The organism is Paraburkholderia solisilvae (assembly GCF_902859875.1).
Classification (GTDB): domain Bacteria; phylum Pseudomonadota; class Gammaproteobacteria; order Burkholderiales; family Burkholderiaceae; genus Paraburkholderia; species Paraburkholderia solisilvae.
On sequence record NZ_CADIKF010000005.1, the window covers coordinates 1 to 25995 of the forward strand.

Genomic DNA, 25995 nt, shown 5'->3' on the forward strand with positions numbered 1-25995 from the left:
GTGGCGGGCGCGGCGGGCGCAACCGGAACCGGCGCGACGGGCACCGGCGGCGCGGGCGGCGCAGGCGGTGCGGGCGGCACCAATACCGTCAACGCCGGCACGTTCGACATGAGCAACACGATGACGGCAGCGGCGCAATCGGCGGCGGGCATCTCGGTGATGAACCAGACGACTGCCGCAGCTTCGCTTGCGCAACAGGCCATCACCGTTCAGGCGAATCTGACTGTCGGACACTGATCCGGCAACGCTTCGAACGTCGATGCCGAGGAGCCGTTGCGGTGCGTGCATCTGCGCGCACCGCAGCGAGCTTCACGACCGGGCGGGCGATCCCGCTGCAAGGTTCGCTTGCCCGGCGCTGACCATAGAATCCGGTCCCGGTGCGGTGGCTTTCCGCCGCATCGGGACGAAGGAGACGCTCATGCAAGCGCGCAAGAGCTTTACGCTGTTGGCCGTACCGTTCATGCTGGTCGTGCACGGTCTCGCGTGCGCGGCGGACTCGACGCCGTCTTTACCGTCGGCTACGCAGCAGGTCGCAGCCGATACGGCGGGCCGGCCCACCGCGAACCTGTCTCCCGATATCGGCGCCATGCCTGCCGGCGCCGTGAGTTCCACACAAGCGGCGCAGGCGACGCACACGACACAAGCGGCGGTGCCGCAGGCTTCACCGGCGGCCGCCGCGCAGGACGACGGATTCGGCGTCGCAATGACCGCCGGGCAACTGGACGAACATCGCGGCGGCGACGCGCTGATCGGGCAGAACGACCTGACCGGCACCGTCGCGAGCAACACGGCGAACCGCGTCGTGACCGGGTCGAATTCGATCAGTCAGGGTTCCTTCGCGAATTCGAGCGGCTTGCCGACGGTAATCCAGAATTCCGGCGCGAACGTGCTGATTCAGAACGCGACCGTGTTGAACGTACGCTTCGGCGAATGAGCGGAAACATCGCCATGTTCCGTTCTGCTCATCCGGTCCGTCGCGCCGGCGGTGTCTGCTTCCGGGCCTCGCATACCGCCCGGCACGGGGCTTCGCGCGCGGCCGCGGTCGCGGCGTGGCGCGCGGTTGCGCTCGCATGCGCGCTGGCGTGGGTGCCGGTCGCGCACGCGGACGACATCACGATCATCGATCCGGCGGGCGCGAACTACGCGATGCACGTGACGAGCCTGAAAGAGGCGCGTTTCAAGCGAACCATCAAACAGCAATACGATTTCAGTTGCGGGTCGGCCGCGGTCGCGACGCTGCTGACGTACCAGTACAACTATCCGGTCAGCGAACAGATCGCGTTCCAGGAAATGTTCCTCGACGGCGATCAGGCGAAGATTCGCCAGCAGGGCTTCTCGCTGCTCGATATCAAGCGCTTTCTCGAACGGCGCGGTTTTATCGCGGACGGTTACGAGCTGCCGCTGCAGAAACTCGCGGACACCAACACGCCGGCGATCGTGCTGATCAGCGAGAGCGGGTATCACCATTTCGTCGTGGTCAAGGGGGTGCGCAACAAACGCGTGCTGATCGGCGACCCGGCGACCGGCACCCGGCCGATGCCGCAGGAAAGCTTCGAGAAGAAGTGGGAAGACCAGGTTTTGTTCGTGATCCATAACAAACCGGGTATGGGCATATTCAATAGCCCGGACGACTGGCGCGTCGCGCCGAGCGCACCGCTTTACACGGGGATCAATCGCGACGGGCTGTTCTTTGTCGTGATGCCCAAACACGGACCGAGCGACTTCTGAGGCGATCATGAAGACGGAGACCCGCAAGCTCGCGCGCATTGCCACTGTCGTGTGCGGCAGCGTCGCGCCGTTTGCGGCGCATGCGCAACAGGCTGAGGCCGTCGCCGGACCCGTGACCGGACCTGCTGCCATGGCTGCCGCGCCCGTCGTGTATTCAGACGAGGAAAGCGCGCGTGCGTCGGCAAATTTGCCGATTGTGGATGCGGCGCAATCGGATGCACAATGCGTGACCGACGCGGCGAATGCGCGCGACGTACCGCTTTCGTACGCCGCGCCGATCGCCGTTCCAGCGCATACGGACACGGTTGCGACCATGAGTACTCAGACAGCAGCACCGGTCTTCGCCGCAGCGCGGGCGAATCAACTGGAATGGGGCGAGCCGCGCGGCGACGCGGTGCAACAGGCGGATCTCGACGAGGTGCCGGCGTCGGCGCGGGTGGCGTCGCCGTCGCCGTCGTCATTGCCGCCGGCGCCGGTTGAAGATGCGGTGCGCGCGGACGAGACTGTGGATGTCGCCGATACGCTCGACGCGCTCAAGGCTCCGCGTGTGGCCGAAGACGCGCAGCAACCTGCGCCGCTTGCCGGCGCGCCGGCGATTCCGGGCAACATGCTGCCATTGCCGGATAAGCGGCGGCCGGTTTCATACGCGGCGCCGATTGCGGTTCCGGTTCATGCGGTGCAAGCGGTGGAAGAAGTGCATGCGGTGGAAGAAATGCGCGCTGTGGAAGAGACACATGCGGTGAAAGAAGCGCGTGCGGTGGAAGAAACGCACGCGATGAAAGAAACGCGTGCTGTAGACGAAGCACATGCGGTGGAAGATGCGGTTGCTCAAACGCAACACGCCATGCAACCGGATGCGCAACGCGCCGGCGTAATCGCGCGCTCCCGCCTCGTGTCCTACGCGGCGCCGATTGAAGTGAGGCCGCGCGGCGACGCGAGCGCGCGTCGTGAAGCGAGAGAAGCGGCGCAGCCGCTTGCGCAAGCACAGCCATTCGCGCTCACGTCCGCAACAGCGCCGCACGCACCGGCATCGATCGCGCAAGCATCGACGTCGCCGACACCGCAATTGTTAGCACCGCCGTCAAAGACGCCGCGGCCGCTAGCATCGCCCGCTTTGTCCTCGCAGCCTCAATCATCATCGCAGTTGGCGTCGCCATCGCCAACACTGTCGCCGCGAGCCGCTGCCGCGCCCGCCGCACTGCCTGCGCCGCCGGCGAAACCGCCGGTGTCGTATGCCGCGCCGATCGCGGCGCCGTCGCGCGCGAATTCAACTGCCGCCACCCGCCAGCAGCAGGCACAACCTGCGCTGCCCACGCGTGCGCAACCGGCCGCAACTGCGGCAAACAGCGAAGACCCGAACTGGTCCGCGTCCGACAAGGTCGCGATCAGCGACGAACGGCTCGACAAGATGCGCGGCGGCTTCGATCTGTCGTCGGGATTGAAGGTATCGTTCGGCATCTCGCGGATGGTGGTCGTCAACGGCAATCTGCTGACGACGACGAGCTTCAACATTCCCGACATCAGCAACATCAGCGCGCAGCAGGCGCAGCAACTCGCGTCGGTCAATGCAGGTGCGCTGGTGCAGAACGGGCCGGGCAATGTCGTGCAGCCCGGCGCGCTGCCTGGGGTGTCGGGCGCGGTGATTCAGAACACGCTGAACAATCAGAATATCCAGGCACTGACGACGATCAACACGACGGTCAATTCGCTGTCGATGTTCAAGAATTTCAATGTCGGCTCCACGCTGAACGGCGCGTTGATCAACGCGGTGCGCACGCGATAGCGAGCAATGAATAACCATGCGGCGTGACATCGGATAAACGCACAGCACGCGGCCCGCGCGCCGCATGCGTCATGCACCGCGCGCCGCTCAGAACGTGATCGGCAGACGCAGCGTGAGGGTGAGGTCCGGCGTATCGCGCGTGAGGCCCGCACCGAGCGAGAAGTTCAGCGTGGTCTTCGGCGACAGCCGGTACGAGTAACCGACGAGCAGCGTGCCGAGCACGACGCGCACCGAGCCGGGCACGGTCTGGCCATTCTGTTTGGTCGGCAACACGATGCTCTGGTCGTAACCGATACTGAACGACGACTTTTCATTCAGCGCGAGGCCCATGCCGATATTGAAGCCCCAGATATCGCCGGGCTGCACGCGGCCGACGAAGTCTTTTTCGCCGTCGAGAATCGTCAGGCTCAAATCGCTGCGACCGAAGCTGTGCAAGTAACTGAAGTTGCCGAAGAACACGACCGGGTCGCTCGGAAACAGCCATGTGAGACCAGGCTGGATCGCATAAAAGCCGGTGCCGGTCGGCTGTTCGAGCGGCAGGCCTGTGCCGGTCGTATTGCCGATGCAGCGCGTCACGCAATCGGTCACCACGTCGAACGGGCTCTTGCCGGTCGCCGTCTTGAAGCGCAGCCAGCCGACGTAGTAGAACTTGTCGGGGCCGCCTTCATTCAACTGGTAGCGCACCGTCATTTCGACGTCGCCGATATTATGGCCGCTGCTGTTGAACACGTTGTCCTGCGCGGTGCCGGTGAAGACCTCGCGGCTCACGGTGTCGTTGGTCGAGTACACATACGGCACGCGCACTTCCACTTCCATCCGGTTGGTGACCCCGTAACGGGCGGCAAGACCTGCGGTGAGTACGGTCGATTTGATCTCGCGCACATCGATCAGACCGATCAGCAATGCGGGGATGATCGTGTAGCCGACCAGCGCAACGCGATCGGACGATGAATAGCCGAACTGGAACGACGGTTCGAGCACAAACTTGTTGCGCGGCGTGAGCACACCCGGTTGATCGAAAATCGGCGCGACCGCGGGCGGCGCGGTGTCCGGCACCGGCGCCTGGCCGACGGGCTGTTGCGGCGACGGCGCGGCAGCCTGCGCAGTGGACTGAACCGCGGGTTGATTCGACGGTTGACTGGCGGGTTGATTCGAACCCGGCGCCGCGTTCTGCGCGTTCTGCGCCGGCGCGACGCCTTGTGCCGCGCCCGCCGCTCCCCCTGCTGCCGCGCTGGTATTCGCACCGCCGCCGCTTACCGCGTTCGTCCCGTTGGCCAGATTCGCGCCGCCGCTTGCATTGCCCACGGCTGCGCCCGAGCCGGCACCCGCGGCCGCATCTTGCGCGATGCCAGGCGCCGCCGTACCGCTGCCGGCCGGTTCACCCGCGCCGCGCTTCGATTCGAGCAGGCGCGTATCGAGCGCCTGACTCAATCTCTGGAAATTCGCTTCTTCTTCGGCGAGTTTCCGTTTCAATGCGTCGAGCTCTTTAATGCGCTCGTTCAATTCCTGCCGAAGCGTTGCAATGTTTTCCTGCGCGGTCTGATCGTCGAGCGATTGCGCATGTAATTCGGCATGAAAAAAAATCAATAAAGTCGCATAACTGATTGTGCGGAAATGTCGCAATGGCTCGCGCTTCATGGTGCGTCTCCATGCCAGGCTTGCAGGTTCGACCGCGTACACTTCGACAGCAGACCGGCAGGGCAATGGCGAACAGATGCGGCGCCACGCCGGCAAATGATGGCAACTCGATTGAGACTCGTATGCGCGTTACGTGAAAAAGCGGCGGCTGGGGCGCTTGGGGAAGCGCGCGAAAAATACCGCCATGTACGCCGGGTTTTGCCAACAGGGGAAATTGCATTGCGCGAATCCGCCGGGGGGCGACGCACTTTAAGAGATTAGTGCATTGCCGCGAGGTTCGCTAATCAGAAGAACCCTGGCTCGCATGGTCAATTAACTATACGAAGCAAGTCGATACGCTTTTAAAAATTCATCAGGAATGCGAGTAATAAATCAATAAGCGTTTTAGATGCGGGGGTGCGCTGCGGAATCGCGGCGCGCGGTCCTTCTTTCCATGTGCGCATGCACACAGAGGGGCGGCAGGCTGGGTGCATAATGCCCATCTATCGACGATGCAATGAGTCGCCACCACCCGCTGGGGAGGACGTCATGCTAGCGAAGAACGAGGAAACCGTCGCGCACCTGCTCAACGATATCGTCGAATTTGCGGGGAGCCGGCTGCCCGAGCCGGCCTTTGCGATCGTCGAACCTTTCCTGCGGCACTACTACGATTTCGTCGACGTAGACGAGCTTCAAAGCCGCAACATTCCCGACCTGTACGGCGCCGCGATGGCGCACTGGCAAACCGCGCAGCGTTTCGTGCCGGGCAGCGAGCGCCTGCGCGTGTACAACCCGATTCTCGAGCAGCATGGCTGGCATTCGGACCACACGGTCATCGAGATCGTCAACGACGACATGCCGTTTCTGGTCGACTCGGTATCGATGGCCGTGAACAGCCTCGGGCTCGCGCTGCATTCGGTCGTGCATCCGGTGTTCCGCATCTGGCGCGGCAAGGATGGCAGCATCGTGCGCGTCGCGGTCGGCGGCTCGGTAGCCGACGACGGGAAGTCGCAGCTCGCGTCGTTTATCCATTTCGAAGTGGACCGCTGCGGCGATGCGGCGAAGCTCGAGGCGCTGCGCACGTCGCTTGCGCACGTGCTCGGCGACGTGCGCGCGGCGGTCGAAGACTGGCACAAGATAGTCGAGATCGCGCGCAATACGATCAAGGACCTCGCGGCGCGCGAAACGAGCGTGGACGGCGTCGAAGCGCGCGCCTTTCTCGAATGGATGGTCGCCGATCATTTCACATTTCTCGGCCAGCGCGACTACGCACTGGTGTCGCATGGCAGCGGCTTCGGACTGCGCGCGGTTCCCGGCACGGGTCTCGGCATTCTGCGCGACGCGCTGCGCGACGAACCCGCCGCCGATGTGACACCGCTGCCGCCGGCCGCCGCGGAGATCATCGGCGGCGCATTGCCGATCTTTCTGACGAAGGCCAACTCGCGCGCGACCGTGCACCGGCCGGGCTACCTCGATTACGTCGGCGTGAAGCTGGTTGGGCCGGATGGAAAGATAACCGGCGAGCGGCGCTTCATCGGGCTCTATACGTCGACCGCGTATAGCGTGTCGGCCGCGGAGATTCCGATCGTGCGCCGCAAATGCGCGAATATCGTGCGGCGCGCGGGCTTCCTGCCGAAAGGGCACCTCGGTAAATCGCTGGTGACGGTGCTCGAAACCTATCCGCGCGACGAATTGTTTCAGGCCGACGAAAACGAGCTGTACGACATCGCGATGGGCATCCTGCGCTTGCAGGAGCATCAGCGCACGCGAATCTTCGTGCGGCGCGACCGTTTCGACCGCTTCGTGTCGTGTCTCGTGTTCGTCCCGCGCGACAAGTACAACACCGATTTGCGTCGGCGCATCGCGAAGCTGCTGCTCGATGTGTTCAACGGCTCGGCGGTCGAGTTTACGCCGCTGTTGTCCGAGTCGACGCTCGCGCGGATTCACTTCGTGGTGCGCGCGGAGCCGGGCGCGATGCGCGAGGTCGATACGCGCGAGCTGGAAACGCGGCTCGTGCAGGTCACGCGGCGCTGGCAGGACGATCTCGCCGATGCGCTGCTCGATGCATTCGGCGAGGAGCAGGGCAACCGGTTGCTGCAGCACTATGCCGATTCGTTCCCGGCCGGCTATCGCGACGACTACGCGGCGCGTACCGCGGTGCGCGACATCGAGCTGATCGAACGCGTGCAGGCGAGCGGCCATCTGGCGATGAACCTGTACCGGCCGATCGAATCCGCGCCATGCGCGTTCCGCTTCAAGGTGTATCGCGTCGGGCAGCCGATCGCGCTTTCGCGCAGCCTGCCGATGCTCGAGCACCTGGGCGTGCGCGTCGACGAAGAGCGTCCTTATCTGATCGAGGCGCCGCATGCGCAGCCCGCCTGGATTCACGATTTCGGCCTCGAACTGGCCGACGAAACGGAGTTCGATATCGAGCGCGTGAAAGATCTGTTCGAAGATGCGTTCGAGCAGGTATGGACCGGCACGATCGAAAACGACGACTTCAACCGGCTGGTGCTGCGCGCGCATCTGGCCGCGCGCGAGGTGACGATTTTGCGCGCGTATGCGAAGTATTTGCGGCAGGTCGGGTCGACCTTCAGCGACGCGTATATCGAGCGCGCGGTGACCGGCAATCCGGCGCTTGCGCGCATGCTGGTCGAACTGTTTCTCGCGCGTTTCGATCCGTCGCCGGGCACCGGACGCGAAGCGCGCATCGAGCGGTTGCTGAAGGTGATTGAAGGCGCGCTCGACCAGGTGCCGAATCTCGACGAAGACCGCATCCTCAGGCAGTTCCTCGGCGTGATCAACGCGTCGGTGCGCACGAACTACTTTCGCCGCGACGCGCACGGCCGGCCGATGCCGTATCTGTCGTTCAAGTTCGATCCGTCGAAAGTGCCGGGCCTGCCCGAACCGAAGCCGATGTTCGAGATCTGGGTCTATGCGCCGCGCGTCGAAGGCGTGCATTTGCGCGGCGGCCGCGTGGCGCGCGGCGGGCTGCGCTGGTCCGACCGCCGCGAAGATTTCCGCACCGAAGTGCTCGGGCTGATGAAGGCGCAGATGGTGAAGAACGTCGTGATCGTGCCGGTCGGTTCGAAAGGCGGTTTCGTCGTGAAGAATCCGCCGCCGGTCACCGATCGCGAAGCATGGCTGCGCGAAGGCGTCGCGTGCTATCAGACGTTCCTGCGCGGGCTGCTCGATCTGACCGACAACCGCTCGGGCGCGGAGATCGTGCCGCCGCCTGAAGTCGTGCGGCACGATCCGGACGACCCGTATCTGGTGGTTGCCGCGGACAAGGGCACGGCGACGTTTTCCGACTACGCGAATGCGATCTCGCAGGAATACGGCTTCTGGCTCGACGATGCATTCGCATCGGGCGGCTCGGTCGGCTACGACCACAAGAAGATGGGCATTACCGCGCGCGGCGCGTGGGAGTCGGTGAAGCGGCACTTCCGGGAAATGGGCATCGATACGCAAACCACCGACTTCACCGTGGTCGGCGTCGGCGATATGTCCGGCGACGTGTTCGGCAACGGCATGCTGCTGTCGCCGCATATCAAACTGCTGGCGGCGTTCGATCATCGCCATATTTTCGTCGATCCGAATCCCGACCCGGCCACGAGCTTTGCCGAACGGCAACGCCTGTTCAATCTCGAACGCTCGAGCTGGGCGGACTACGATCCGTCGCTGATCTCGGCGGGCGGCGGCATTTTTCCGCGCACCGCGAAGACGGTGCCGGTGTCCGCGGCGGTGCAGGCGGTGCTCGGCATCAGCGCGACCGCGCTGACGCCGAACGAGCTGATCCGCGCGATTCTGCAGGCGCCGGTGGATCTGCTGTACAACGGCGGCATCGGCACATATGTGAAAGCAAGCTACGAAACGCATGCGCAGGTCGGCGATCGCACCAACGAGGCGGTGCGCGTGAACGGCAACGAGTTGCGTTGCAAGGTGGTCGCGGAAGGCGGCAACCTCGGGCTGACGCAATATGGGCGCATCGAATTCGCGCAGCGCGGCGGACGGGTGAATACCGATGCGATCGACAACTCGGCGGGCGTCGATTGCTCGGATCATGAAGTCAACATCAAGATCCTGCTGGGGCTGGTGGTCGCGGACGGCGAGATGACCGACAAGCAACGCAATGCGCTGCTCGCGGAGATGACCGAGGAAGTCGGGCTGCTGGTGCTGCAGGACAATTACTACCAGACCCAGGCGCTGTCGATCGCGGGCCGCTACCCGGCCGACATGCTCGATGCGGAAACGCGGCTGATGCGCTGGCTCGAACGCGCGGGACGTTTGAATCGGGTAATCGAATTCCTGCCGACCGATGAGCAGATCAACGAGCGGCACACCGCGAAGCAGGGTCTGACGTCGCCGGAACGCGCGGTGCTGCTCGCGTACAGCAAGATGTGGCTATACGATGCGCTGCTCGAATCGGACGTGCCGGAAGACGCGCTCGTTACCGGCATGCTGGCCGAGTACTTTCCGCAGCCGCTGCGGCAGCGTTTCGAGGAACCGATGCATCGCCATGCGCTGCGCCGCGAAATTCTCGCGACGTATCTGACGAACGCACTCGTCAATCGCGTCGGCTGTGCATTCGTGCATCGGCTGATGGAGGAAACCGATGCGCAGCCGGGCGATATCGTGCGTGCGTGTCTGATGGCGCGCAGCGTGTTCGATCTCGACGACGTGTGGCGCAAGATCGACGCGCTCGATAATCGTGTGCCGGACGACGTGCAGGCGCGCATGTTCGTCGAGATCACGCACCTGCTCGAAAGCGCGGCACTGTGGTTCCTGCGGCATCTGCAAGCGGGCGAGCTGAAGGACGGCGGCGCCGCGGCGTTGATCGCGCGCTGCCGCGACGCCGCGCAGCGCCTCGCGCCGCAACTGCCGGCGCTATTGCCCGCGGCGGATATCGAAGCGTTGTCCGAGCGGCAGCGCGTGCTGGTGGATGCGGGCGTCGACAGCGAACTCGCGGTGCGCGTCGCGAGCGGCGAGATTCCGGCGGCATTGCTCGATATCGCGGAAGTCGCGGCGACGAGCGGGCGCAGCCTTGAGCAGGTCGCAGGCGTGTATTTCGCGCTCGGCACACAGCTGAATTACAACTGGATCGGCGAGCGCGCCGCCGCGTTGCCGACGCCCACGCATTGGGACGTAATGGCACGCGCCGCCGCGCTCGCCGAACTCGCGCGGCTCAAGCGCCAGCTTGCGACGAGCGCGCTCGCGCAGGCGCCGGACGCGTCGGCGTTGACCGAACCCGCCATGCTTGTCGACGCGTGGCGGGCCCGTCGCGAAGCGGCGCTTGCGCGTTACGCGCAACTGCTTGGCGATCTGCGAGCGGCAGGCGGGGCGAGTCTGTCGATGCTGCTCGTCGTGGTGCGGGAGATGGCGGCGCTGGAGCGGCATTGAGCGTTGCCGGATGAAGGTCCGAGGTGGCAACGCGGCGTAGCTTTCGCAGCGGCCGTAGCGCTATGCGCGTAAGTGGCATCGATCGCGTCGTCCGGCCGTGTCGCCGCACCCGCGCCCACGTGAGGGCGGAAACGCGGGTGGAGCACGCCGGTGTGTTCGCCGCCTCTTCGCCACTGCGTTCCCCTCTTTGAGCCGGATTGCCGATAATATCGGCTGTATTCACCACTGCATGGCGCCTGTTATGAACGAAACCGCTTCGCCGAACCTCAACGTCCCGCGTTTGACAAGCCTGTCGCACGGCGGCGGCTGCGGCTGCAAGATCGCACCGGCCGTCCTGTCGAATCTGCTCAAGCGCAGCATGCCGCTGCCGACGTTTCCCGATCTGCTGGTCGGCACCGAAACCGCTGACGACGCGGCCGTCTATCGCCTCAACGACGAACAGGCGATTATCGCGACCACCGATTTCTTCATGCCGATTGTCGATGACCCGTACGACTTCGGCCGCATCGCCGCGACCAACGCGCTGTCCGACGTGTACGCGATGGGCGGCAAACCGATTCTTGCGCTCGCGCTGGTCGGCATGCCGATCAACGTGCTGCCGCACGACGTGATCGCCGCGGTGTTGCGCGGCGGCGAAGACATCTGCGCGCAGGCGGGCATTCCGGTGGCGGGCGGCCACTCGATCGATTCGGTCGAGCCGATCTACGGCCTCGCGGCGCTCGGTGTCGTGCATCCGCAGCGCGTCAAGCGCAACGCCGCCGCTCAGGCCGGCGACGTGCTCGTGCTCGGCAAGCCGCTCGGCGTGGGCGTGCTGTCGGCCGCGTTGAAAAAGAACCAGCTCGGTGACGCAGGCTACGCGCAGATGATCGCGTCGACGACGCAGCTGAACCGCCCGGGCACCGAGCTGGCGGCGCTGCCGGGCGTGCATGCGTTGACCGACGTCACCGGCTTCGGCCTGCTCGGACATACGCTCGAAATGGCGCGCGGCGCGGGGCTCGCCGCGCGGGTGCGCTATGCGGACCTGCCGTGGCTCGACGGTGTCGATGCATTTGCCGCGGCCGGTGTGTTTACCGGCGCATCGGGCCGCAACTGGGCGTCGTATGGCGAGCACGTGCAGCTTGCCGACGGCCTGCCGGACACCGCGCGCACGCTGCTGACCGATCCGCAGACATCGGGCGGCCTGCTGGTGGCATGCGCGCCCGACAGCGTCGACGACGTGCTCGCCATTTTCCGGGCAGGCGGTTTTGCTCAGGCGGCGGTGATCGGTGAAATGACCGGTGGCGCGGCGCGCGTTGAGGTTGCCTGAAGATCGTTTGACAGACACGTCCAATAACACTCGCTCATACCAACAATGACGGAAGAATCGCCGAAAGCCATCTTCTACGCGCTGGCCGCCAATCTCGGCATCGCGGTTTGCAAGTTCGCGGCCGCGGCTTTCACGGGGTCCGGCGCGATGTTCGCCGAAGCGATTCACTCGAGTGCCGATTGCGGCAACCAGATCTTGCTGCTGTTCGGCCTGCGCCAGGCGCGCCGGCCCGCCAGCGCGCTGCATCCGCTCGGCGCGGGCCGCGCGATTTACTTTTATTCGCTGATCGTCGCGCTGCTGCTGTTCTTCGTCGGCGGCGCATTCTCGGTATATGAAGGCGTGCACCGGGTGCTGGTGCATGAGCCGTTGTCGTATGCGTATGTCGCGCTCGCGGTGCTCGGCGTGTCGGTGGTGCTCGAGGCGCTGTCGCTCACGGGCGCCATGCGCGAAATTCGCAAGAGCAACCCGGACAAGTCGTTATGGCGCTGGTTTCGCGAAACGCGCGAGTCGGAGTTGCTGGTGGTCGCCGGCGAAGACGTCGCGGCGCTGGCGGGGCTCGCCATTGCTTTTCTGGCCGTGCTGCTGACAATGATCACCGGCAACCCCGTTTTCGACGCACTGGGTTCGGTCGGCGTCGGTCTGCTGTTGATGGTGATCGCCTGGCTGGTTGCACGCGAAGTGAAGTCGATGATTATCGGCGAATCGGCGAGCCCGGAGGTGCGCCGCGCGATCGATGCGCATCTGCGCGCGCGCAAGGAGATCCGCAGCATCATCAATCTGATCACGCTGCAGTGGGGACGGCATGTGGTGGTGGCCGTGCAGGCGGAGATGATCGACTACGACAGCGGACGTGCGATGGTCGATGCGATCAATATCATCGAAGCCGAACTGCAGGAGACGTTTCCGCAAGTGCGCTGGGTGTTCTTCGAACCGGATGTGCCGCGCGCTTGAGCGTGCCGCGTTGCATCGCGCAGCGTGGTGGCGACCTACCGAAAATTTAATGAACGTGCGTGGCCGCGGGCCTATACTTGTTCGCGCTCAAGTCATGGCTTTTCGCTCAAGGTTGCTTTGCCGAATGATGTTCGGCACAGGGCATTGCGGCCGCGTGCGGGAGCGCTTGCCTTCGCTCGCAGCTTCGCATTCGCTTAAGCCTCGCACAAGTTTGAGCATTGCCTGCGCTTAAAGTATTTCGACCTGGGCATTTCAAATCGCTAAACGCATTGCAATGGTTCAAACGCATCGCATGTGCTTCATGCAACGCGCGATTGCCGCGGCCGTTGCGAGCCTCCTCCTCTGATAGCAAAGAATAAAGGAACGACGCTTCATGAAGACACGCCGCTCGTCCGTTGCTCGCGCTTCAACCACTTACGCCGCATGCGTGCTCGCCACCGCGGTTGCATGCCTGACTTCGCTGCCCGCACTCGCCGGCGCACAGACCCGTGCGGCGCCCGCTGCGAGCGCTGCCGCACACACGGCACACCCGGCTCAGGTTCGCACGCCGAAGGTGATGATCGTGTCGATGTTCGGCCCGGAAGGCAAGGTCTGGCTCGACAAGCTGGGCCCATGGCAGGAGATTCGCGTCGCGGGACTGTCGCCGGACTATCCGGTGGTCCGCTGCAACGAGCAGGACGTTTGCGTGATGACGACCGGTATGGGGCACGCGAATGCGGCGGCGTCGATGATGGCGTTGACCTTCTCGCCGCGCTTCGATTTGCGGCGCACGTATTTCCTGATCGCCGGCGTGGCCGGTATCGATCCCGCGCAGGGTACGCTCGGCACCGCGGCCTGGGCTAACTATCTGGTCGACTTCGGCATTCAATGGGAAGTCGATGCGCGCGAAGCGCCGTCGAGCTGGCCCAACGGGTTTCTTGGCATCTTTGCGAAAAACCCGAATGACAAGCCGGCGCTCGAATACCGGACGGAAGTGTTCGAGCTGAACCATCAACTGACCGATGCCGCGCTCGCGCTGTCGCGCGACGTCGATCTCGCGGATGCATCGCAAGCGCAGGCGACGCGCGCCAAATACGACTATGCGCCGGCCAATCAGCCGCCGAAGGTGGTCCAATGCGACACCGAGACAAGCGACATCTGGTGGTCCGGCGATGGGATCGGCGAGCGCGCGCGTCAATGGATGAAAATTCTCACCGACGGCAATGGCACTTTTTGCACGACGCAGCAGGAGGACAACGCGACGTATGAAGCGCTCAAACGCGCGGCGAGCGTGCAACGCGTCGATTTGCAGCGCGTCGCGGTGCTGCGCACCGGCTCGGACTTCGATCGCCCGCCGAAGGGTCAATCGAGCGTCGACAATCTGCTGAATACAAACGGGCAGGGCGGCGGCGATATCGCGTTGGCGAATCTCTATCGCGCGGGCAGCCCGCTCGTACAGTCGATCGTCACGCAATGGAGTAAATGGCGTGAGGGCGTGCCGCAAGACTAACGCGCAGCCCCGCCCTCTTTGACGGTCGCCTGCTTGGCCGGAGGCGACCGTAAGACCGTATTGCTTTATCGGGAACGATACGGCGTCCACACAGGAACGTTCGTCGACCAATCATCGAGTTCGGATGGGTTCATGTTCGACTCCTTGCATTCGATAATTCTGACCATCTCCTGGCCGCGCGGCTTCGTTAAAACGCAACGACGTTTCGCGCGGCGCCAAAGGTCTTACTGACCGTTTGCGCTGCTGGTGGCGCGACCGTTTTGCGCAGCGACATGCTCGGTGTTGCCGGTGTCGGTGTTTTGCACCGTGTAGCCGTGCGACGCGGCAATACCCGCTTTGACTTCCGCACGCGACACACTGCTGCCTTGCGACCACCACGGCTGGTTATACGTACCCGCACGACCGATTCCGCCGCCGCCATCGGCGAATGCGGAGGTGCTTGCCAGTACCGAAAGGACGAGCGCTGCGAAGAGACTGCGTTTCATGATCCACTCCTGTCATTCGTTTCAGCGCCGACGTTTAGCGCTGCGACAGGGTGAAATGTAGGCGGGGAAGGACGGCGGATAAATCCGCCTTTGGCGAAATGAATTGTCGCGAATGCGGAACAATCGCAGCGCGCGCTGCGATTGTTCATCAGACGGAAATCACGCGACCCATTCGGCGACGACGGGTGTATCGAGTGCGGGCGCACTCTCGCGCTGTTCGAACGTACGTGCTGTGCAGGGCTTGTCGAGGCTGCCCCGGCCGCTCAACAGCGGACAGCGATCGAACAGTTCGGCCACCCAGTCGACGAACACACGCACCTTCTGCGACAGATGCTTGCTGTGCGGATAAACGACCGAGATCGGCATCGGCAGTGGCTTGTAGTCGGGCAGCACTTCGACCAGCTGACCCGAGCGCAGATGCGGCAGCACCATGAAAAGCGGCGGCTGGATCAGGCCGAAGCCTTCGAGGCCGCAGGTCACGTACGCATCCGCATCGTTGACCGACACAATGCCCTTCATCTTCACAGGGACTTCCTTGCCTTCGACGAGAAACTCCCAATCGAATGTGCGGCCCGTGCGGCTCGAGAAGTAATTGACCGCCTGGTGTTGCTCGAGGTCTTCGAGCGTTTGCGGTGTGCCCGCGCGCTCGAGATACGACGGCGCCGCGCATGACACGCCTTCGAACAGACCAATGCGGCGCGCGACCAGCGACGAGTCCTGCAACGCACCGACGCGCACCACGCAATCGACGCCTTCCTGCAGAAGATCGACCGGCCGGTCAGTCAAACCGAGTTGCAGGTCGATATCCGGGTAGAGCTTGTGGAATTCGCACAACTGCGGAATGACGAGCAGCCGTCCGAGCGAGCCGGGCATATCGACGCGCAGCTTGCCATGCGGCTTCTTGCTGCCGTGCTGGAAACTCGCTTCGGTTTCCTCGACATCCGCGAGGATGCGCGCACACCGCTCGTAGTAGGCGGCGCCGTCCGGCGTCAGCGATAGCCGGCGCGTGGTCCGATGCAGCAGACGCGTGCCGAGAAACGCCTCGAGGTTCTGGATGATGGTCGTGACCGATGCGCGTGGCAGGTCGAGCGTTTCCGCTGCGCGCGTGAAGCTGTTCGTGTCGACGACCCGGGTGAACACTTGCATGGCCTGGAGTCGGTCCATTGCAAACCTCCGGAAGATTAGGTGCAAGCGGTGCGCGGCGGAGACAGGCAAACCTGCGATTAAACAGGCCTCAAACTGGCCTCAAGCAGGCCTCACTGTGAACAACACGACTTATTGTTCAGGCGCACCGAATTGTGTTGCCGGATTATAGGCATTTATTTGGAAGTTTGCAGAACGCACAATTCGCCCCGTTCGATTACTTTCGCGCATTGTCGCCGTTCGCTATGGATGCATTCAAATCGCGTCACTCGCTGGTTCCTCCGGGCAGCGGCCCGGCAGGCGGTCGCACGTCGCTCGATGTCACCGACGTGAGCATCGAGGGGTACGCGCAGGACATCACGTTGCGGCTTTACCGGCTGACCGGCAAGTCCAGTCTGCCGATCCTGCTGTACTTCCATGGTGGCGGCTTCGTGCGCGGATCGCTTCAGGAGGCCGACTTTGCGTCGCGCTTCTTTGCGGAACACTTGCCGGCGCTGGTGGTGTCGGTCGGCTATTCGCTGGCGCCGCAGTTTCCGTTTCCAGCCGCACCGGAAGACGCGCATCGCGCAGTGCTATGGGTGCAGACGCGGGCGCGCGCTTTTGGTGCGGACACGAAACGGATCGGCGTCGCGGGGTACGACGCCGGCGGCCAACTGGCGAATTGTCTGGCGTTCATGGCGCGCGATCGCGGCGATGTGCGTATTGAAGCGCAGGCGCTGTTCGGACCGATGCTCGATCCGAGCCTGACGCGCCTCGGCGACGAATCGCGGCTCGGCTCGGATATCACCGCAAGCGAATGCGCGGCGTGCTACCGCGCGTACCTGCCGCAGGCGGCGCAGCGCATGCATCCGTATGCGGCGCCGCTCGAGGCGGTGCGTCTCGCGAACCTGCCCGACACGCTGATCGCGACCGCGGGCAACGACGTGCTGCACGTCGAAGCGGAGAAGTACGCCGGCAACCTGATCGCCGCCGGTGTGCTGACCCAGGTGGTGCGCTTTCCGAATCTGTCGCACGCGGCGCTCGCCGATCATCCCGCCGCGCTGCAGGAAGCGGTGCGGTTTCTGCGCTGCCGCTTTGCTGCACGCGGCGAGCGTGATTCGCGCACCGCGCCGCGCACTACCCCGCGCACAACCCGATAAATAAACCAACTTCAACCAATCTAACGGGAGTCCGTCATGTCATTGTTTCCTCTCAAACGTTCCAGGCTAGCGGTTGCGGCCATCGCAGTCGTCGTTATCGCCGGGCTCGGCACGATCGGCGCGATGCGTGTCGACGCGCGCTCGGAATCGGCTGCGCCGGCCGCGCCGCTGACCGAAGTCGACGTTGCCGCCGTGCTGCAGAAAACCGTCACCGACTGGCAATCGTATTCGGGCCGCCTCGAAGCAATCGACCGCGTCGATATTCGCCCGCAGGTGCCCGGCACGATCGTCGCGGTGAACTTCAAGGACGGCGCGCTGGTGAAGAAGGGCGACACGCTGTTCGTGATCGATCCGCGTCCGTATCAGGCGGAAGTCGACCGCACGGCCGCGCAGGTGGCCGCCGCGCAGGCGCAGCGCCTCTACGCGCAAACCGATTGGGAGCGGGCACAACGGCTGATCGGCGACAACGCCATCGCAAAACGCGATTACGACGAGAAGCAGAACGCCGCCCGTTCGGCCGACGCGAATGTGAAGGCCGCGCAGGCCGCGCTGGAAGCGGCGCAGATCAACCTCGGCTACACGAAGGTCACCGCGCCCGTGTCGGGCCGCGTATCGCGCGCGGAAATCACGCTCGGCAACGTGGTCAGCGCGGGTGCGGGCGCACCGGCGCTGACCACGCTGGTGTCGGTTTCGCCGATCTACGCATCGTTCGATGCGGACGAGCAGACCTACCTGCAGTACATCAGCCAGGTGAAGAACAGCGGCAAGGTGCCGGTTGAACTGGGCCTCGCGAACGAAACCGGCTACTCGCGCTCGGGCGTGATCGATTCGGTCGACAACCGTCTCGATACATCGTCCGGCACGATCCGCGTGCGCGCGCGTTTCGACAATGCCGACGGCACGCTGGTGCCGGGCCTGTATGCGCGCGTGAAGGTGGGCGGCAGCGCGCCGCATGCGGCGTTGCTGATCGACGATGCCGCGATCAGCACCGACCAGGACAAGAAGTTCGTGCTGATCGTCGACAAGAACGACCATGTCGCGTATCGCGAAGTGCAACTCGGTCACCTGCAAGGCAACCTGCGCGTGATCACGGCCGGCTTGCAGAACGGCGAGCGGATCGTCGTGAACGGCACGCAGCGTGTGCGTCCTGGCGAACAGGTGAAGGCCCACATGGTGCCGATGACCGGCGACGCCGATCCGAAAGATCCGTCGGTTGCGCAAGGCCAGCCGGCGCGCACGAACGCACAGAAGAATTCGTGATGCTCGCGCGGCGCACCGCGTCGGTGCGCCAACGCTTCAACACACAGAGCCTCCCATGAACATATCCAAGTTTTTTATCGACCGGCCCATCTTCGCGGGTGTGCTGTCGGTCCTGATTCTGCTGGCAGGCGTGATCGCGCTGTTTCAGCTGCCGATTTCCGAGTACCCGGAAGTCGTGCCGCCGTCGGTGGTCGTGAAAGCGCAATATCCCGGCGCGAACCCGAAGGTGATCGCCGAAGCTGTGGCGTCGCCGCTCGAAGAGCAGATCAACGGCGTCGAGAACATGTTGTACATGCAGTCGCAGGCCAATAGCGACGGCAACCTGACGCTCACCGTGACGTTCGCGCTCGGCACCAACCCGGACCTCGCGACGCAGCTTGTGCAGAACCGCGTGAACCAGGCCTTGCCGCGTTTGCCGGAAGACGTGCAGCGTCTGGGCGTGACGACCATCAAGAGCTCGCCGACGCTGACCATGGTCGTGCACCTGATCTCGCCGAACGATCGTTACGACATGACGTATCTGCGCAACTACGCGTTGCTGAACGTGCGCGACCGGCTGCAGCGGATTCGCGGCGTCGGCGAGGTGCAGCTGTGGGGCGCGGGCGACTACGCGATGCGCGTGTGGCTCGATCCGACCAAGGTGGCCGAACGTAACCTGACCGCGACCGAAGTGGTGAATGCGATTCGCGAGCAGAACATTCAGGTCGCGGCGGGTGTGGTCGGCGCGTCGCCTTCGGTGCCGGGCACGCAACTGCAACTGCTGGTGAATGCGCGCGGGCGGCTCAAGACCGAGAGTGAATTCGCCGATATCGTCGTGAAGACTGCGCCGGATGGGGCCGTCACGTATCTGCACGATATCGGGCGGGTCGAGCTCGCGGCGTCCGAATACGGGCTGCGTTCGCTGCTCGACAACAAGCCGGCGGTCGCGCTTGCGATCAACCAGTCGCCGGGTGCGAACTCGCTGCAGATCTCCGATGAAGTGCGCAAGGCGATGAAAGAACTCGCCGCCGATATGCCGGCCGGCGTCGAGTACAAGATCGTCTATGACCCGACGCAGTTCGTGCGCTCGAGCATCGAAGCGGTGATTCACACGCTGCTCGAAGCGATCGCGCTGGTGGTGGTGGTCGTGATCGTGTTCCTGCAGACCTGGCGTGCGTCGATCATTCCGCTGATCGCGGTGCCGGTGTCGATCGTCGGGACGTTCTCGCTGCTGCTCGCGTTCGGTTTCTCGATCAACGCGCTGTCGCTGTTCGGCATGGTGCTCGCGATCGGTATCGTGGTTGACGATGCGATCGTGGTGGTCGAAAACGTCGAACGGAACATCGAGCGTGGGCTCACCGCGCGCGAGGCAACCTACAAGGCGATGCAGGAAGTGAGCGGGCCGATTATCGCGATCGCGCTCACGCTGGTCGCCGTGTTCGTGCCGCTTGCATTCATGACGGGCCTGACCGGCCAGTTCTACAAGCAGTTCGCGATGACCATCGCAATCTCGACGGTAATCTCCGCGTTCAACTCGCTGACGTTGTCACCGGCGCTGGCGGCGATGCTGCTGCGCGGCCACGGCGATAAGGAAGACTGGCTCACGCGTGCGATGAACCGCGTGCTCGGCGGCTTCTTCCGGCGCTTCAACAAGGTGTTCCATCGCGGTTCCGACGCATACGGCAAGGGGGTGACCGGCGTGCTGCGTCATAAGGGCGCAATGCTGGTCGTCTACGCGGTGCTGCTCGCGCTGACGGCGCTCGTCTATCGCGCGGTGCCGGGCGGTTTCGTGCCGGCGCAGGACAAGGAATACCTGATCGCGTTCGCGCAATTGCCCAATGGCGCTTCGCTCGATCGCACCGAAAAGGTGATTCGCGATATGAGCGCGATTGCCTTGAAGCAGCCGGGCGTCGAAAGCGCGGTCGCGTTTCCGGGCCTGTCGGTGAACGGTTTCACGAACAGCTCGAGCGCGGGCATCGTGTTCGTTACGCTCAAGCCGTTCGATCAGCGCAAGGGCAAGGCGCTCGCCGCCGGCGCCATCGCGGGTGCGCTGAACCAGAAGTACGCGGCGATCAAGGACTCGTTTGTCGCCGTGTTCCCGCCGCCGCCGGTGCTGGGCCTCGGTACGCTCGGCGGCTTCAAGATGCAGATCGAGGATCACGGTTCGGTCGGCTACGCGGCGCTGAACGACGCGGCTGAAGCGTTTGTGAAGAAGGCCGCGCAAACGCCGGAGCTGGGCCCGACGTTCTCGAGCTATCAGATCAACGTGCCGCAGTTGAACGTGGACCTCGACCGCGTGAAGGCGAAGCAGCTCGGCGTCGCGGTGACGGATGTGTTCGAGACGATGCAGATCTATCTCGGCTCGCTGTATGTGAACGACTTCAACACCTTCGGGCGCGTCTACCAGGTGCGCGTGCAAGCCGATGCGCCGTTCCGCGCGAATGCCGACGACATCGGTCAACTGAAGACGCGCAACGCGCACGGCGACATGGTGCCGCTGTCGTCGCTCGTCAAGGTGACGCCGACCTTCGGGCCGGAGATGGTGGTTCGCTATAACGGCTACACGGCGGCGGACATCAACGGCGGCCCGGCGCCCGGCTATTCGTCGGGTGAAGCGCAGGCGGCGGCCGAACGCGTCGCGGCGCAGGTGTTGCCGCGCGGCGTGAAGCTCGAATGGACCGACCTCACGTATCAGCAGATTCTCGCCGGCAATGCGGGCCTGTGGGTGTTCCCGATCAGCGTGCTGCTCGTGTTCCTCGTGCTCGCCGCGCTGTACGAGAGCCTGACGCTGCCGCTCGCGGTGATCCTGATCGTGCCGATGAGCGTGCTGTCGGCGCTCACGGGTGTGTGGCTCACGCAGGGCGACAACAACATCTTCACGCAGATCGGCCTGATGGTGCTGGTGGGCCTCGCATCGAAGAACGCGATCCTGATCGTCGAATTCGCGCGCGAGCTCGAACACGACGGACGCACGCCGCTCGAGGCCGCGATCGAAGCCAGCCGGCTGCGGCTGCGCCCGATTCTGATGACGTCGATCGCGTTCATCATGGGCGTGGTGCCGCTTGTCGTGTCGAGCGGCGCGGGTTCGGAAATGCGCCACGCGATGGGCATCGCGGTGTTCTTCGGCATGCTCGGCGTGACGCTGTTCGGCCTGATGCTGACACCGGTGTTCTATGTGGTGCTGCGCCGGATGGCGGGCGGCACGATTCACGTGGCACAGAAAGATGCGCCGCATCTGGTTGCGCAGACAACCGATGCCTGATGTGCGCACTGAGGACGAGAACATGAAAAAAGACCAAACGATGCGCGGCCTCGCCCGCGCGGCAGCCAGTGCGCTGTTGCTGACGCTGCTGGCGGCCTGCTCGCTCGAGCCGACCTACAAGCGGCCGGATGCGGCGACGCCGACTGCGTTCAAGGAAGCGCCGGCGGCCGACGCGAAAGATGCCGGCACGTGGAAAACCGCCGAGCCGGCCGAAGCCGCCCAGCGCGGCGAGTGGTGGAAGATCTTCAACGATCCGATGCTCGACGATCTCGAGCACCAGGCGGCCGACGCGAACCAGGATCTGAAAGCGGCTGCCGCCCGCGTGCAGCAGTCGCGCGCGCTGGTGCGCAACGCGCGTTCCGACTGGTTCCCGACAATCGACGGCGGCTTCGGCCCGACGCGTCAGCGTCTGTCGCCGGCGTCGCAGTTCCTGCCGCCGGACGCGAACGTGCCCGCGCAGACCTTGTGGCGCGCGCAGGCGACCGCTTCGTATGAAGTGGATCTGTTCGGGCGCGTCAGCTCGAACGTGCATGCGGCACAGGCGGACGCGGAGCAGAGCGAGGCGCTGTTCCGCTCGGTGCAGCTCGCCTTGCAGGCGGATGTCGCGCAGAACTACTTCCAGTTGCGCGAGTTCGATACGCAGGTCGATCTGTTCCGGCGCACCGTCGCGTTGCGCGAGGATTCGCTGAAGCTGGTTCAGCGGCGCTTCAGCGAAGGCGAGATCAGCGAGCTCGATCTGTCGCGAGCGAAAAACGAGCTGGCGACCGCGCGTGCGGACGCAGTCGGCGTCGCGCGCCAGCGCGCGACGTCCGAACACAGCCTCGCCATTCTGCTCGGCAAGGCGCCCGCCGACTTCTCGTTCCCCGCGACGCCGCTCGTGCCCGTTACCGCACGCGTGCCGGCCGGCTTGCCGTCCGTGCTGCTCGAGCGCCGTCCGGATATCGCGGCGGCCGAACGCGCGGCAGCCGCGGCGAATGCGCGGGTCGGTCTCGCGAAGTCCGCGTATTTCCCGAAGCTCGATATCACGGCGGCGGGCGGTTTCGAGGCGGGCACGCTGGCGGACCTGTTCCACTGGTCGAGCCGCGCCTTCCTGCTCGGGCCGTTCGCCGGCACCGCGCTGACCGTACCGATCTTCGACGGCGGCCGACGCCGTGCCGGTGTCGAACAGGCGCGCGGGAAGTTCGACGAAGATGTCGCGCAGTATCGTCAGCAGGTGCTGCAGGCGTTCCGCGAAGTCGAGGACAACCTGTCGGACCTGCGTCTGCTCGACGATCAGATCCAGCAGGAGAACGATGCGGTGAATGCGTCGCAACGCTCCGCGCATCTGTCCACTACGCAGTATCAGGAAGGGCAGATTGCGTATCTCGATGTGATCGACGCGGAACGTCAGGTGCTGCAGACGCAGTTGCAGGCGAGTCAGCTGACCGGCGTGCAGGCCGTGGCGACGGTGAATCTGATCCGCGCGCTCGGCGGCGGCTGGGGCGACATGAAAGCCGACAACGCGAACGCGGTCGGGATGAACGGCGGCACGCAAGAGGTCGCGAAGCAGTGACCATCGCGGGTCTCGCCGGGTAAGCCGGCGAGACCCGCGCGCATCGCGAGATGCGCAGACGTGGGCATCGGCGCCGCGACGGCGTCAATGTCCGCGTTAGCGTCGATCCGACAGTAACGGCGGACGCCGCACGTCCCGCGGAGATAGGGATTGGCCGGTCCCGCACGGACTGGCTTGCCGCAAGCGCACGCGCTGTGGCGACAGCGTGCTTCGCAATCCACGATGCCGCTACACTGTCGGCACTTGTGCCGCTTTCGGCACGGATGTCGACGGAGAACGCATGAACGACTTGCGCAAGCCGGCCGAACGCGAACCCGAAGCGAGCGCGCCGGTGCACGACCTGACCACCCTCATTACCGCATTGCGCGCAAGCGCCGCCGAACGCGACCGCGCCGGCGGTCACGCGGCCCGCGAAAAACAATGGATCGCCGATGCAGGCTTGTTGACGCTTGCGGTGCCGTGCGAATTCGGCGGCGTCGGCGCACGCTGGCGCGATATCTACCAGACGATTCGAGCAATCGCGACCGTCGACAGCGCGTTGGCGCACCTGCTCGGTTTTCAGTGTCTGCAGGTCGTGAGCGTCGATGTCTGGGGCCGCGACGAGCAGCGTTCCCGCTATCTGGGCGGCACGGTCGATCAGCGCTGGTGGTGGGGCAACGCGGTCAATCCGCTCGATACGCGTCTCGTTGCGACCGCAATGGCCGGCGGCGGCTACCGGCTCGACGGCGCGAAAGGCTTCTGCTCCGGCACGCGCGGCTCGCAGATGATGACCGTGTCCGCGCACGATCCGCTCGCCAACCAGCCGGTATTCGGAGTCGTGCCAACCGCGCGCGCGGGCATCACGGTCCACGACGACTGGGATCCGATCGGCCAACGCCAGACCGATAGCGGCAGCGTGTCGTTCGACGCCGTACGGCTCGAGCCGCACGAGGTGCTGCACCGTTCGGAGGCGCCGCGCGCCACGCTGCGCACGCTCGTGTCGCAACTCGTGTTGACCAATCTGTTCGTCGGTATCGCACAGGGCGCGCTCGACGAAGCGCGCCGCTATGTGACGCAGTACGGACGACCGTGGATCACGTCGGGCGTGACGCGCGCGGCCGACGACCCATATCAACTGCAGCGCTTCGGCGAGATGCGTCTGAAGGCGATCGGTGCGCAGGCGCTGGCCGATCGCGCGGCCGATGCGCTCGACGGCGCATGGCAAAAAGGCTTCGCGCTCGACGCGCAGGAACGCGCACAGGTTGCGCTCGCCACGTCCGAAGCGAAGGTGCTCGCGCATCGCGCCGCGCTCGACGTGAGCGAAGCGTTGTTCGACGCGTGCGGCGCACGCGCGACGGGCGCACCGCACGCGCTCGATCGTTTCTGGCGCAACGCGCGCGTGCACACGCTGCACGATCCGCTCGATTACCGCATTCGCGACATCGGACGGTACGCGCTCGAAGGGACATTGCCGGACGTTTCTTTGTACACTTGAGGGAGTCAGCGGCGCGCGGCCTCGCAGTGCAGCCCGGCTTTATCAACTCGAGGGTCACCGGCTTGCAGTTCAAACTACCGACTACGGCGACCGCGCCGTTTTGCCCAGCCGAAGTGCAGGGCTCCGTTGCCGTCAACCCCGGCGCGCCGTTCTGGAAACGTCTCTTGCAGTTCGCGGGCCCCGGCCTGCTGGTGTCGATCGGTTATATGGACCCCGGCAATTGGGCGACCGATATCGAAGCCGGCTCGCGTTACGGCTATAACCTGCTGTTCGTCGTCGTGCTGTCGAGCGTTGCGGCGATGGTGCTGCAGTGTCTGAGCATGCGGCTCGGCATTGTCACCGGCAAGGATCTCGCGCAACTGTCGCGCGCCCGCTATTCGCCGGGCGTGGCGCGCTTCCAGTGGCTGCTCGCCGAACTGTCGATCATCGCGTGCGACCTCGCCGAAGTGCTCGGCGGCGCGCTTGCGTTTCACCTGCTGTTCAAGATGTCGCTGACCGCCGGCGTGCTGCTCACCGCGCTCGATACGCTGATCGTCCTCGGCCTGCAGGGCAAGAAATTTCGCGACCTCGAGGCGATCATGCTCGGCCTGATCGCGACCATAGGCGCGGGCTATGTCGTCGAACTCGTGCTGGTGAAACCGGACTGGTCGGCCGTGGCGCACGGTCTGGTGCCGTCGCTGCAGGCGGTGTCGGGCCGTGAGCCGCTGTATCTGGCGATCGGCATTCTCGGCGCGACGGTGATGCCGCACAACCTGTATCTGCATTCGTCGGTCGTGCAGACGCGCGCGGTGAAGCGCAATGCGCGGGACATCGGCTCGGCGATCTCGATGTCGCGCATCGACACGATTGTCGCGCTGCTGCTCGCGCTGCTGATCAACGCGGCGATTCTGCTGCTCGCCGCCGCCGCGTTTCATGCGACCGGCCACACGCAGGTGACCGAAATCGAGGACGCGTACAAGCTGCTCGCGCCGATCGTCGGCACGAGCGTCGCGGCGGTTCTGTTCGCGGTGACCTTGCTGGCGTCCGGCCAGAGCTCGACGTTCACCGGCACGGTGGCCGGCCAGGTGATCATGGAGGGCTTTCTCGACCTCAACATCCCATGCTGGCAGCGCCGCCTGATCACGCGCGCGCTGGCGCTGATTCCCGCGCTGATCGGCATTCAACTGCTCGGCAACGGCGCGGTGGGCGAATTGCTGGTCGCAAGCCAGGTCGTGCTGAGCCTGCAATTGCCGTTCGCGCTGTATCCGCTGATCCGCATGACGGACGACCGGGCGTTGATGGGCGAGTTCGCGAACCGGCTGCCGACGCGCGTGCTCGCATGGGCGCTGTTCGTCGCGATCAGCGTCGCGAATATCTGGCTGGTGGTGCAGGCGGTGGTGGGGTGAGACGACACCGGTGCGCGAGCGCGCACCGGTACTGGACCGGCA

The 25995-nt window shown here is 64.7% G+C and carries 16 protein-coding genes and 1 pseudogene; 14 read left to right on the forward strand and 3 right to left on the reverse strand.

Annotated features, from left to right (window positions below; translation table 11 throughout):
* From HV675_RS04830 to HV675_RS04845, 4 genes and pseudogenes are all read left to right on the forward strand, one after another.
* Positions 1-237, forward strand: a pseudogene (locus HV675_RS04830) (hypothetical protein); the annotation flags it as partial.
* Between the two features lie 181 nt (positions 238-418).
* Positions 419-934 (forward strand): hypothetical protein, encoded by a 516-nt coding sequence (locus tag HV675_RS32375; RefSeq protein WP_246270099.1) that lies wholly within the window; start codon positions 419-421, stop codon positions 932-934.
* A gap of 14 nt (positions 935-948) precedes the next feature.
* Entirely contained in the window at positions 949-1728 is a 780-nt protein-coding gene (locus HV675_RS04840) for a C39 family peptidase (protein ID WP_246270100.1), read from the forward strand.
* A 7-nt stretch (positions 1729-1735) separates the two neighbouring features.
* Positions 1736-3511 carry a hypothetical protein gene (locus tag HV675_RS04845; RefSeq protein ID WP_175109652.1) on the forward strand — a complete coding sequence of 592 codons (1776 nt, stop codon included), beginning with the start codon at positions 1736-1738 and terminating at the stop codon, positions 3509-3511.
* An 87-nt stretch (positions 3512-3598) separates the two neighbouring features.
* Here the strand turns inward: HV675_RS04845 and HV675_RS04850 are convergent, their stop codons facing one another.
* Positions 3599-5149 carry a coiled-coil domain-containing protein gene (locus HV675_RS04850; RefSeq protein WP_175109653.1) on the reverse strand — a complete coding sequence of 517 codons (1551 nt, stop codon included), beginning with the start codon at positions 5147-5149 and terminating at the stop codon, positions 3599-3601.
* 528 nt (positions 5150-5677) lie between these two features.
* Here HV675_RS04850 and HV675_RS04855 point away from each other — a divergent pair.
* The 4 genes from HV675_RS04855 to HV675_RS04870 all read left to right on the forward strand — a co-directional run bounded on the left by HV675_RS04855 (position 5678) and on the right by HV675_RS04870 (position 14274).
* The gene (locus tag HV675_RS04855) at positions 5678-10528 is read left to right on the forward strand and encodes an NAD-glutamate dehydrogenase (RefSeq protein ID WP_175109654.1); all 4851 of its coding nucleotides are present in this window, start codon (positions 5678-5680) and stop codon (positions 10526-10528) included.
* 241 nt (positions 10529-10769) lie between these two features.
* The gene (gene selD, locus HV675_RS04860) at positions 10770-11834 is read left to right on the forward strand and encodes a selenide, water dikinase SelD (protein WP_175109655.1); all 1065 of its coding nucleotides are present in this window, start codon (positions 10770-10772) and stop codon (positions 11832-11834) included.
* Between the two features lie 45 nt (positions 11835-11879).
* Positions 11880-12785, forward strand: a complete 906-nt coding sequence (locus tag HV675_RS04865) for a cation diffusion facilitator family transporter (RefSeq protein ID WP_175109656.1) — start codon at positions 11880-11882, stop codon at positions 12783-12785.
* 373 nt (positions 12786-13158) lie between these two features.
* Positions 13159-14274 carry a purine-nucleoside phosphorylase gene (locus tag HV675_RS04870; protein ID WP_175109657.1) on the forward strand — a complete coding sequence of 372 codons (1116 nt, stop codon included), beginning with the start codon at positions 13159-13161 and terminating at the stop codon, positions 14272-14274.
* Between the two features lie 224 nt (positions 14275-14498).
* On the opposite strand, the gene HV675_RS04875 is transcribed toward HV675_RS04870, so the two are convergent.
* Positions 14499-14759 (reverse strand): type 2 periplasmic-binding domain-containing protein, encoded by a 261-nt coding sequence (locus HV675_RS04875; protein ID WP_175109658.1) that lies wholly within the window; start codon positions 14757-14759, stop codon positions 14499-14501.
* A 159-nt stretch (positions 14760-14918) separates the two neighbouring features.
* Complete coding sequence (locus HV675_RS04880; RefSeq protein WP_175109659.1) at positions 14919-15923, reverse strand: LysR family transcriptional regulator; 1005 nt, start codon at positions 15921-15923, stop codon at positions 14919-14921.
* A 224-nt stretch (positions 15924-16147) separates the two neighbouring features.
* Between HV675_RS04880 and HV675_RS04885 the strand changes: the two genes are divergently transcribed.
* From HV675_RS04885 to HV675_RS04910, 6 genes are all read left to right on the forward strand, one after another.
* Positions 16148-17041: an alpha/beta hydrolase gene (locus HV675_RS04885; protein WP_175109660.1), complete on the forward strand. Its 894-nt coding sequence runs from the start codon at positions 16148-16150 to the stop codon at positions 17039-17041.
* Between the two features lie 36 nt (positions 17042-17077).
* Positions 17078-18301, forward strand: a complete 1224-nt coding sequence (locus tag HV675_RS04890) for an efflux RND transporter periplasmic adaptor subunit (protein ID WP_175109661.1) — start codon at positions 17078-17080, stop codon at positions 18299-18301.
* A 55-nt stretch (positions 18302-18356) separates the two neighbouring features.
* Positions 18357-21542: an efflux RND transporter permease subunit gene (locus HV675_RS04895; protein ID WP_175109662.1), complete on the forward strand. Its 3186-nt coding sequence runs from the start codon at positions 18357-18359 to the stop codon at positions 21540-21542.
* Between the two features lie 22 nt (positions 21543-21564).
* Positions 21565-23094 carry an efflux transporter outer membrane subunit gene (locus tag HV675_RS04900; protein ID WP_175109663.1) on the forward strand — a complete coding sequence of 510 codons (1530 nt, stop codon included), beginning with the start codon at positions 21565-21567 and terminating at the stop codon, positions 23092-23094.
* 280 nt (positions 23095-23374) lie between these two features.
* Positions 23375-24568 (forward strand): acyl-CoA dehydrogenase family protein, encoded by a 1194-nt coding sequence (locus HV675_RS04905; protein WP_175109664.1) that lies wholly within the window; start codon positions 23375-23377, stop codon positions 24566-24568.
* Between the two features lie 62 nt (positions 24569-24630).
* Complete coding sequence (locus HV675_RS04910) at positions 24631-25953, forward strand: Nramp family divalent metal transporter (RefSeq protein WP_175109665.1); 1323 nt, start codon at positions 24631-24633, stop codon at positions 25951-25953.
* Positions 25954-25995 lie beyond the last annotated feature (42 nt).

What these genes read in the sequence shown, in the direction of transcription:
- HV675_RS04865 (WP_175109656.1), top strand. Translation starts at nt 11,880, where the DNA reads ATGACGGAAGAATCGCCGAAAGCCATCTTCTACGCGCTGGCCGCCAAT.
- selD (WP_175109655.1), top strand. Translation starts at nt 10,770, where the DNA reads ATGAACGAAACCGCTTCGCCGAACCTCAACGTCCCGCGTTTGACAAGC.
- HV675_RS04880 (WP_175109659.1), bottom strand. Translation starts at nt 15,923, where the DNA reads ATGGACCGACTCCAGGCCATGCAAGTGTTCACCCGGGTCGTCGACACG.
- HV675_RS04855 (WP_175109654.1), top strand. Translation starts at nt 5,678, where the DNA reads ATGCTAGCGAAGAACGAGGAAACCGTCGCGCACCTGCTCAACGATATC.
- HV675_RS32375 (WP_246270099.1), top strand. Translation starts at nt 419, where the DNA reads ATGCAAGCGCGCAAGAGCTTTACGCTGTTGGCCGTACCGTTCATGCTG.
- HV675_RS04875 (WP_175109658.1), bottom strand. Translation starts at nt 14,759, where the DNA reads ATGAAACGCAGTCTCTTCGCAGCGCTCGTCCTTTCGGTACTGGCAAGC.
- HV675_RS04870 (WP_175109657.1), top strand. Translation starts at nt 13,159, where the DNA reads ATGAAGACACGCCGCTCGTCCGTTGCTCGCGCTTCAACCACTTACGCC.
- HV675_RS04845 (WP_175109652.1), top strand. Translation starts at nt 1,736, where the DNA reads ATGAAGACGGAGACCCGCAAGCTCGCGCGCATTGCCACTGTCGTGTGC.
- HV675_RS04890 (WP_175109661.1), top strand. Translation starts at nt 17,078, where the DNA reads ATGTCATTGTTTCCTCTCAAACGTTCCAGGCTAGCGGTTGCGGCCATC.
- HV675_RS04850 (WP_175109653.1), bottom strand. Translation starts at nt 5,149, where the DNA reads ATGAAGCGCGAGCCATTGCGACATTTCCGCACAATCAGTTATGCGACT.
- HV675_RS04840 (WP_246270100.1), top strand. Translation starts at nt 949, where the DNA reads ATGTTCCGTTCTGCTCATCCGGTCCGTCGCGCCGGCGGTGTCTGCTTC.
- HV675_RS04905 (WP_175109664.1), top strand. Translation starts at nt 23,375, where the DNA reads ATGAACGACTTGCGCAAGCCGGCCGAACGCGAACCCGAAGCGAGCGCG.
- HV675_RS04885 (WP_175109660.1), top strand. Translation starts at nt 16,148, where the DNA reads ATGGATGCATTCAAATCGCGTCACTCGCTGGTTCCTCCGGGCAGCGGC.
- HV675_RS04895 (WP_175109662.1), top strand. Translation starts at nt 18,357, where the DNA reads ATGAACATATCCAAGTTTTTTATCGACCGGCCCATCTTCGCGGGTGTG.
- HV675_RS04900 (WP_175109663.1), top strand. Translation starts at nt 21,565, where the DNA reads ATGAAAAAAGACCAAACGATGCGCGGCCTCGCCCGCGCGGCAGCCAGT.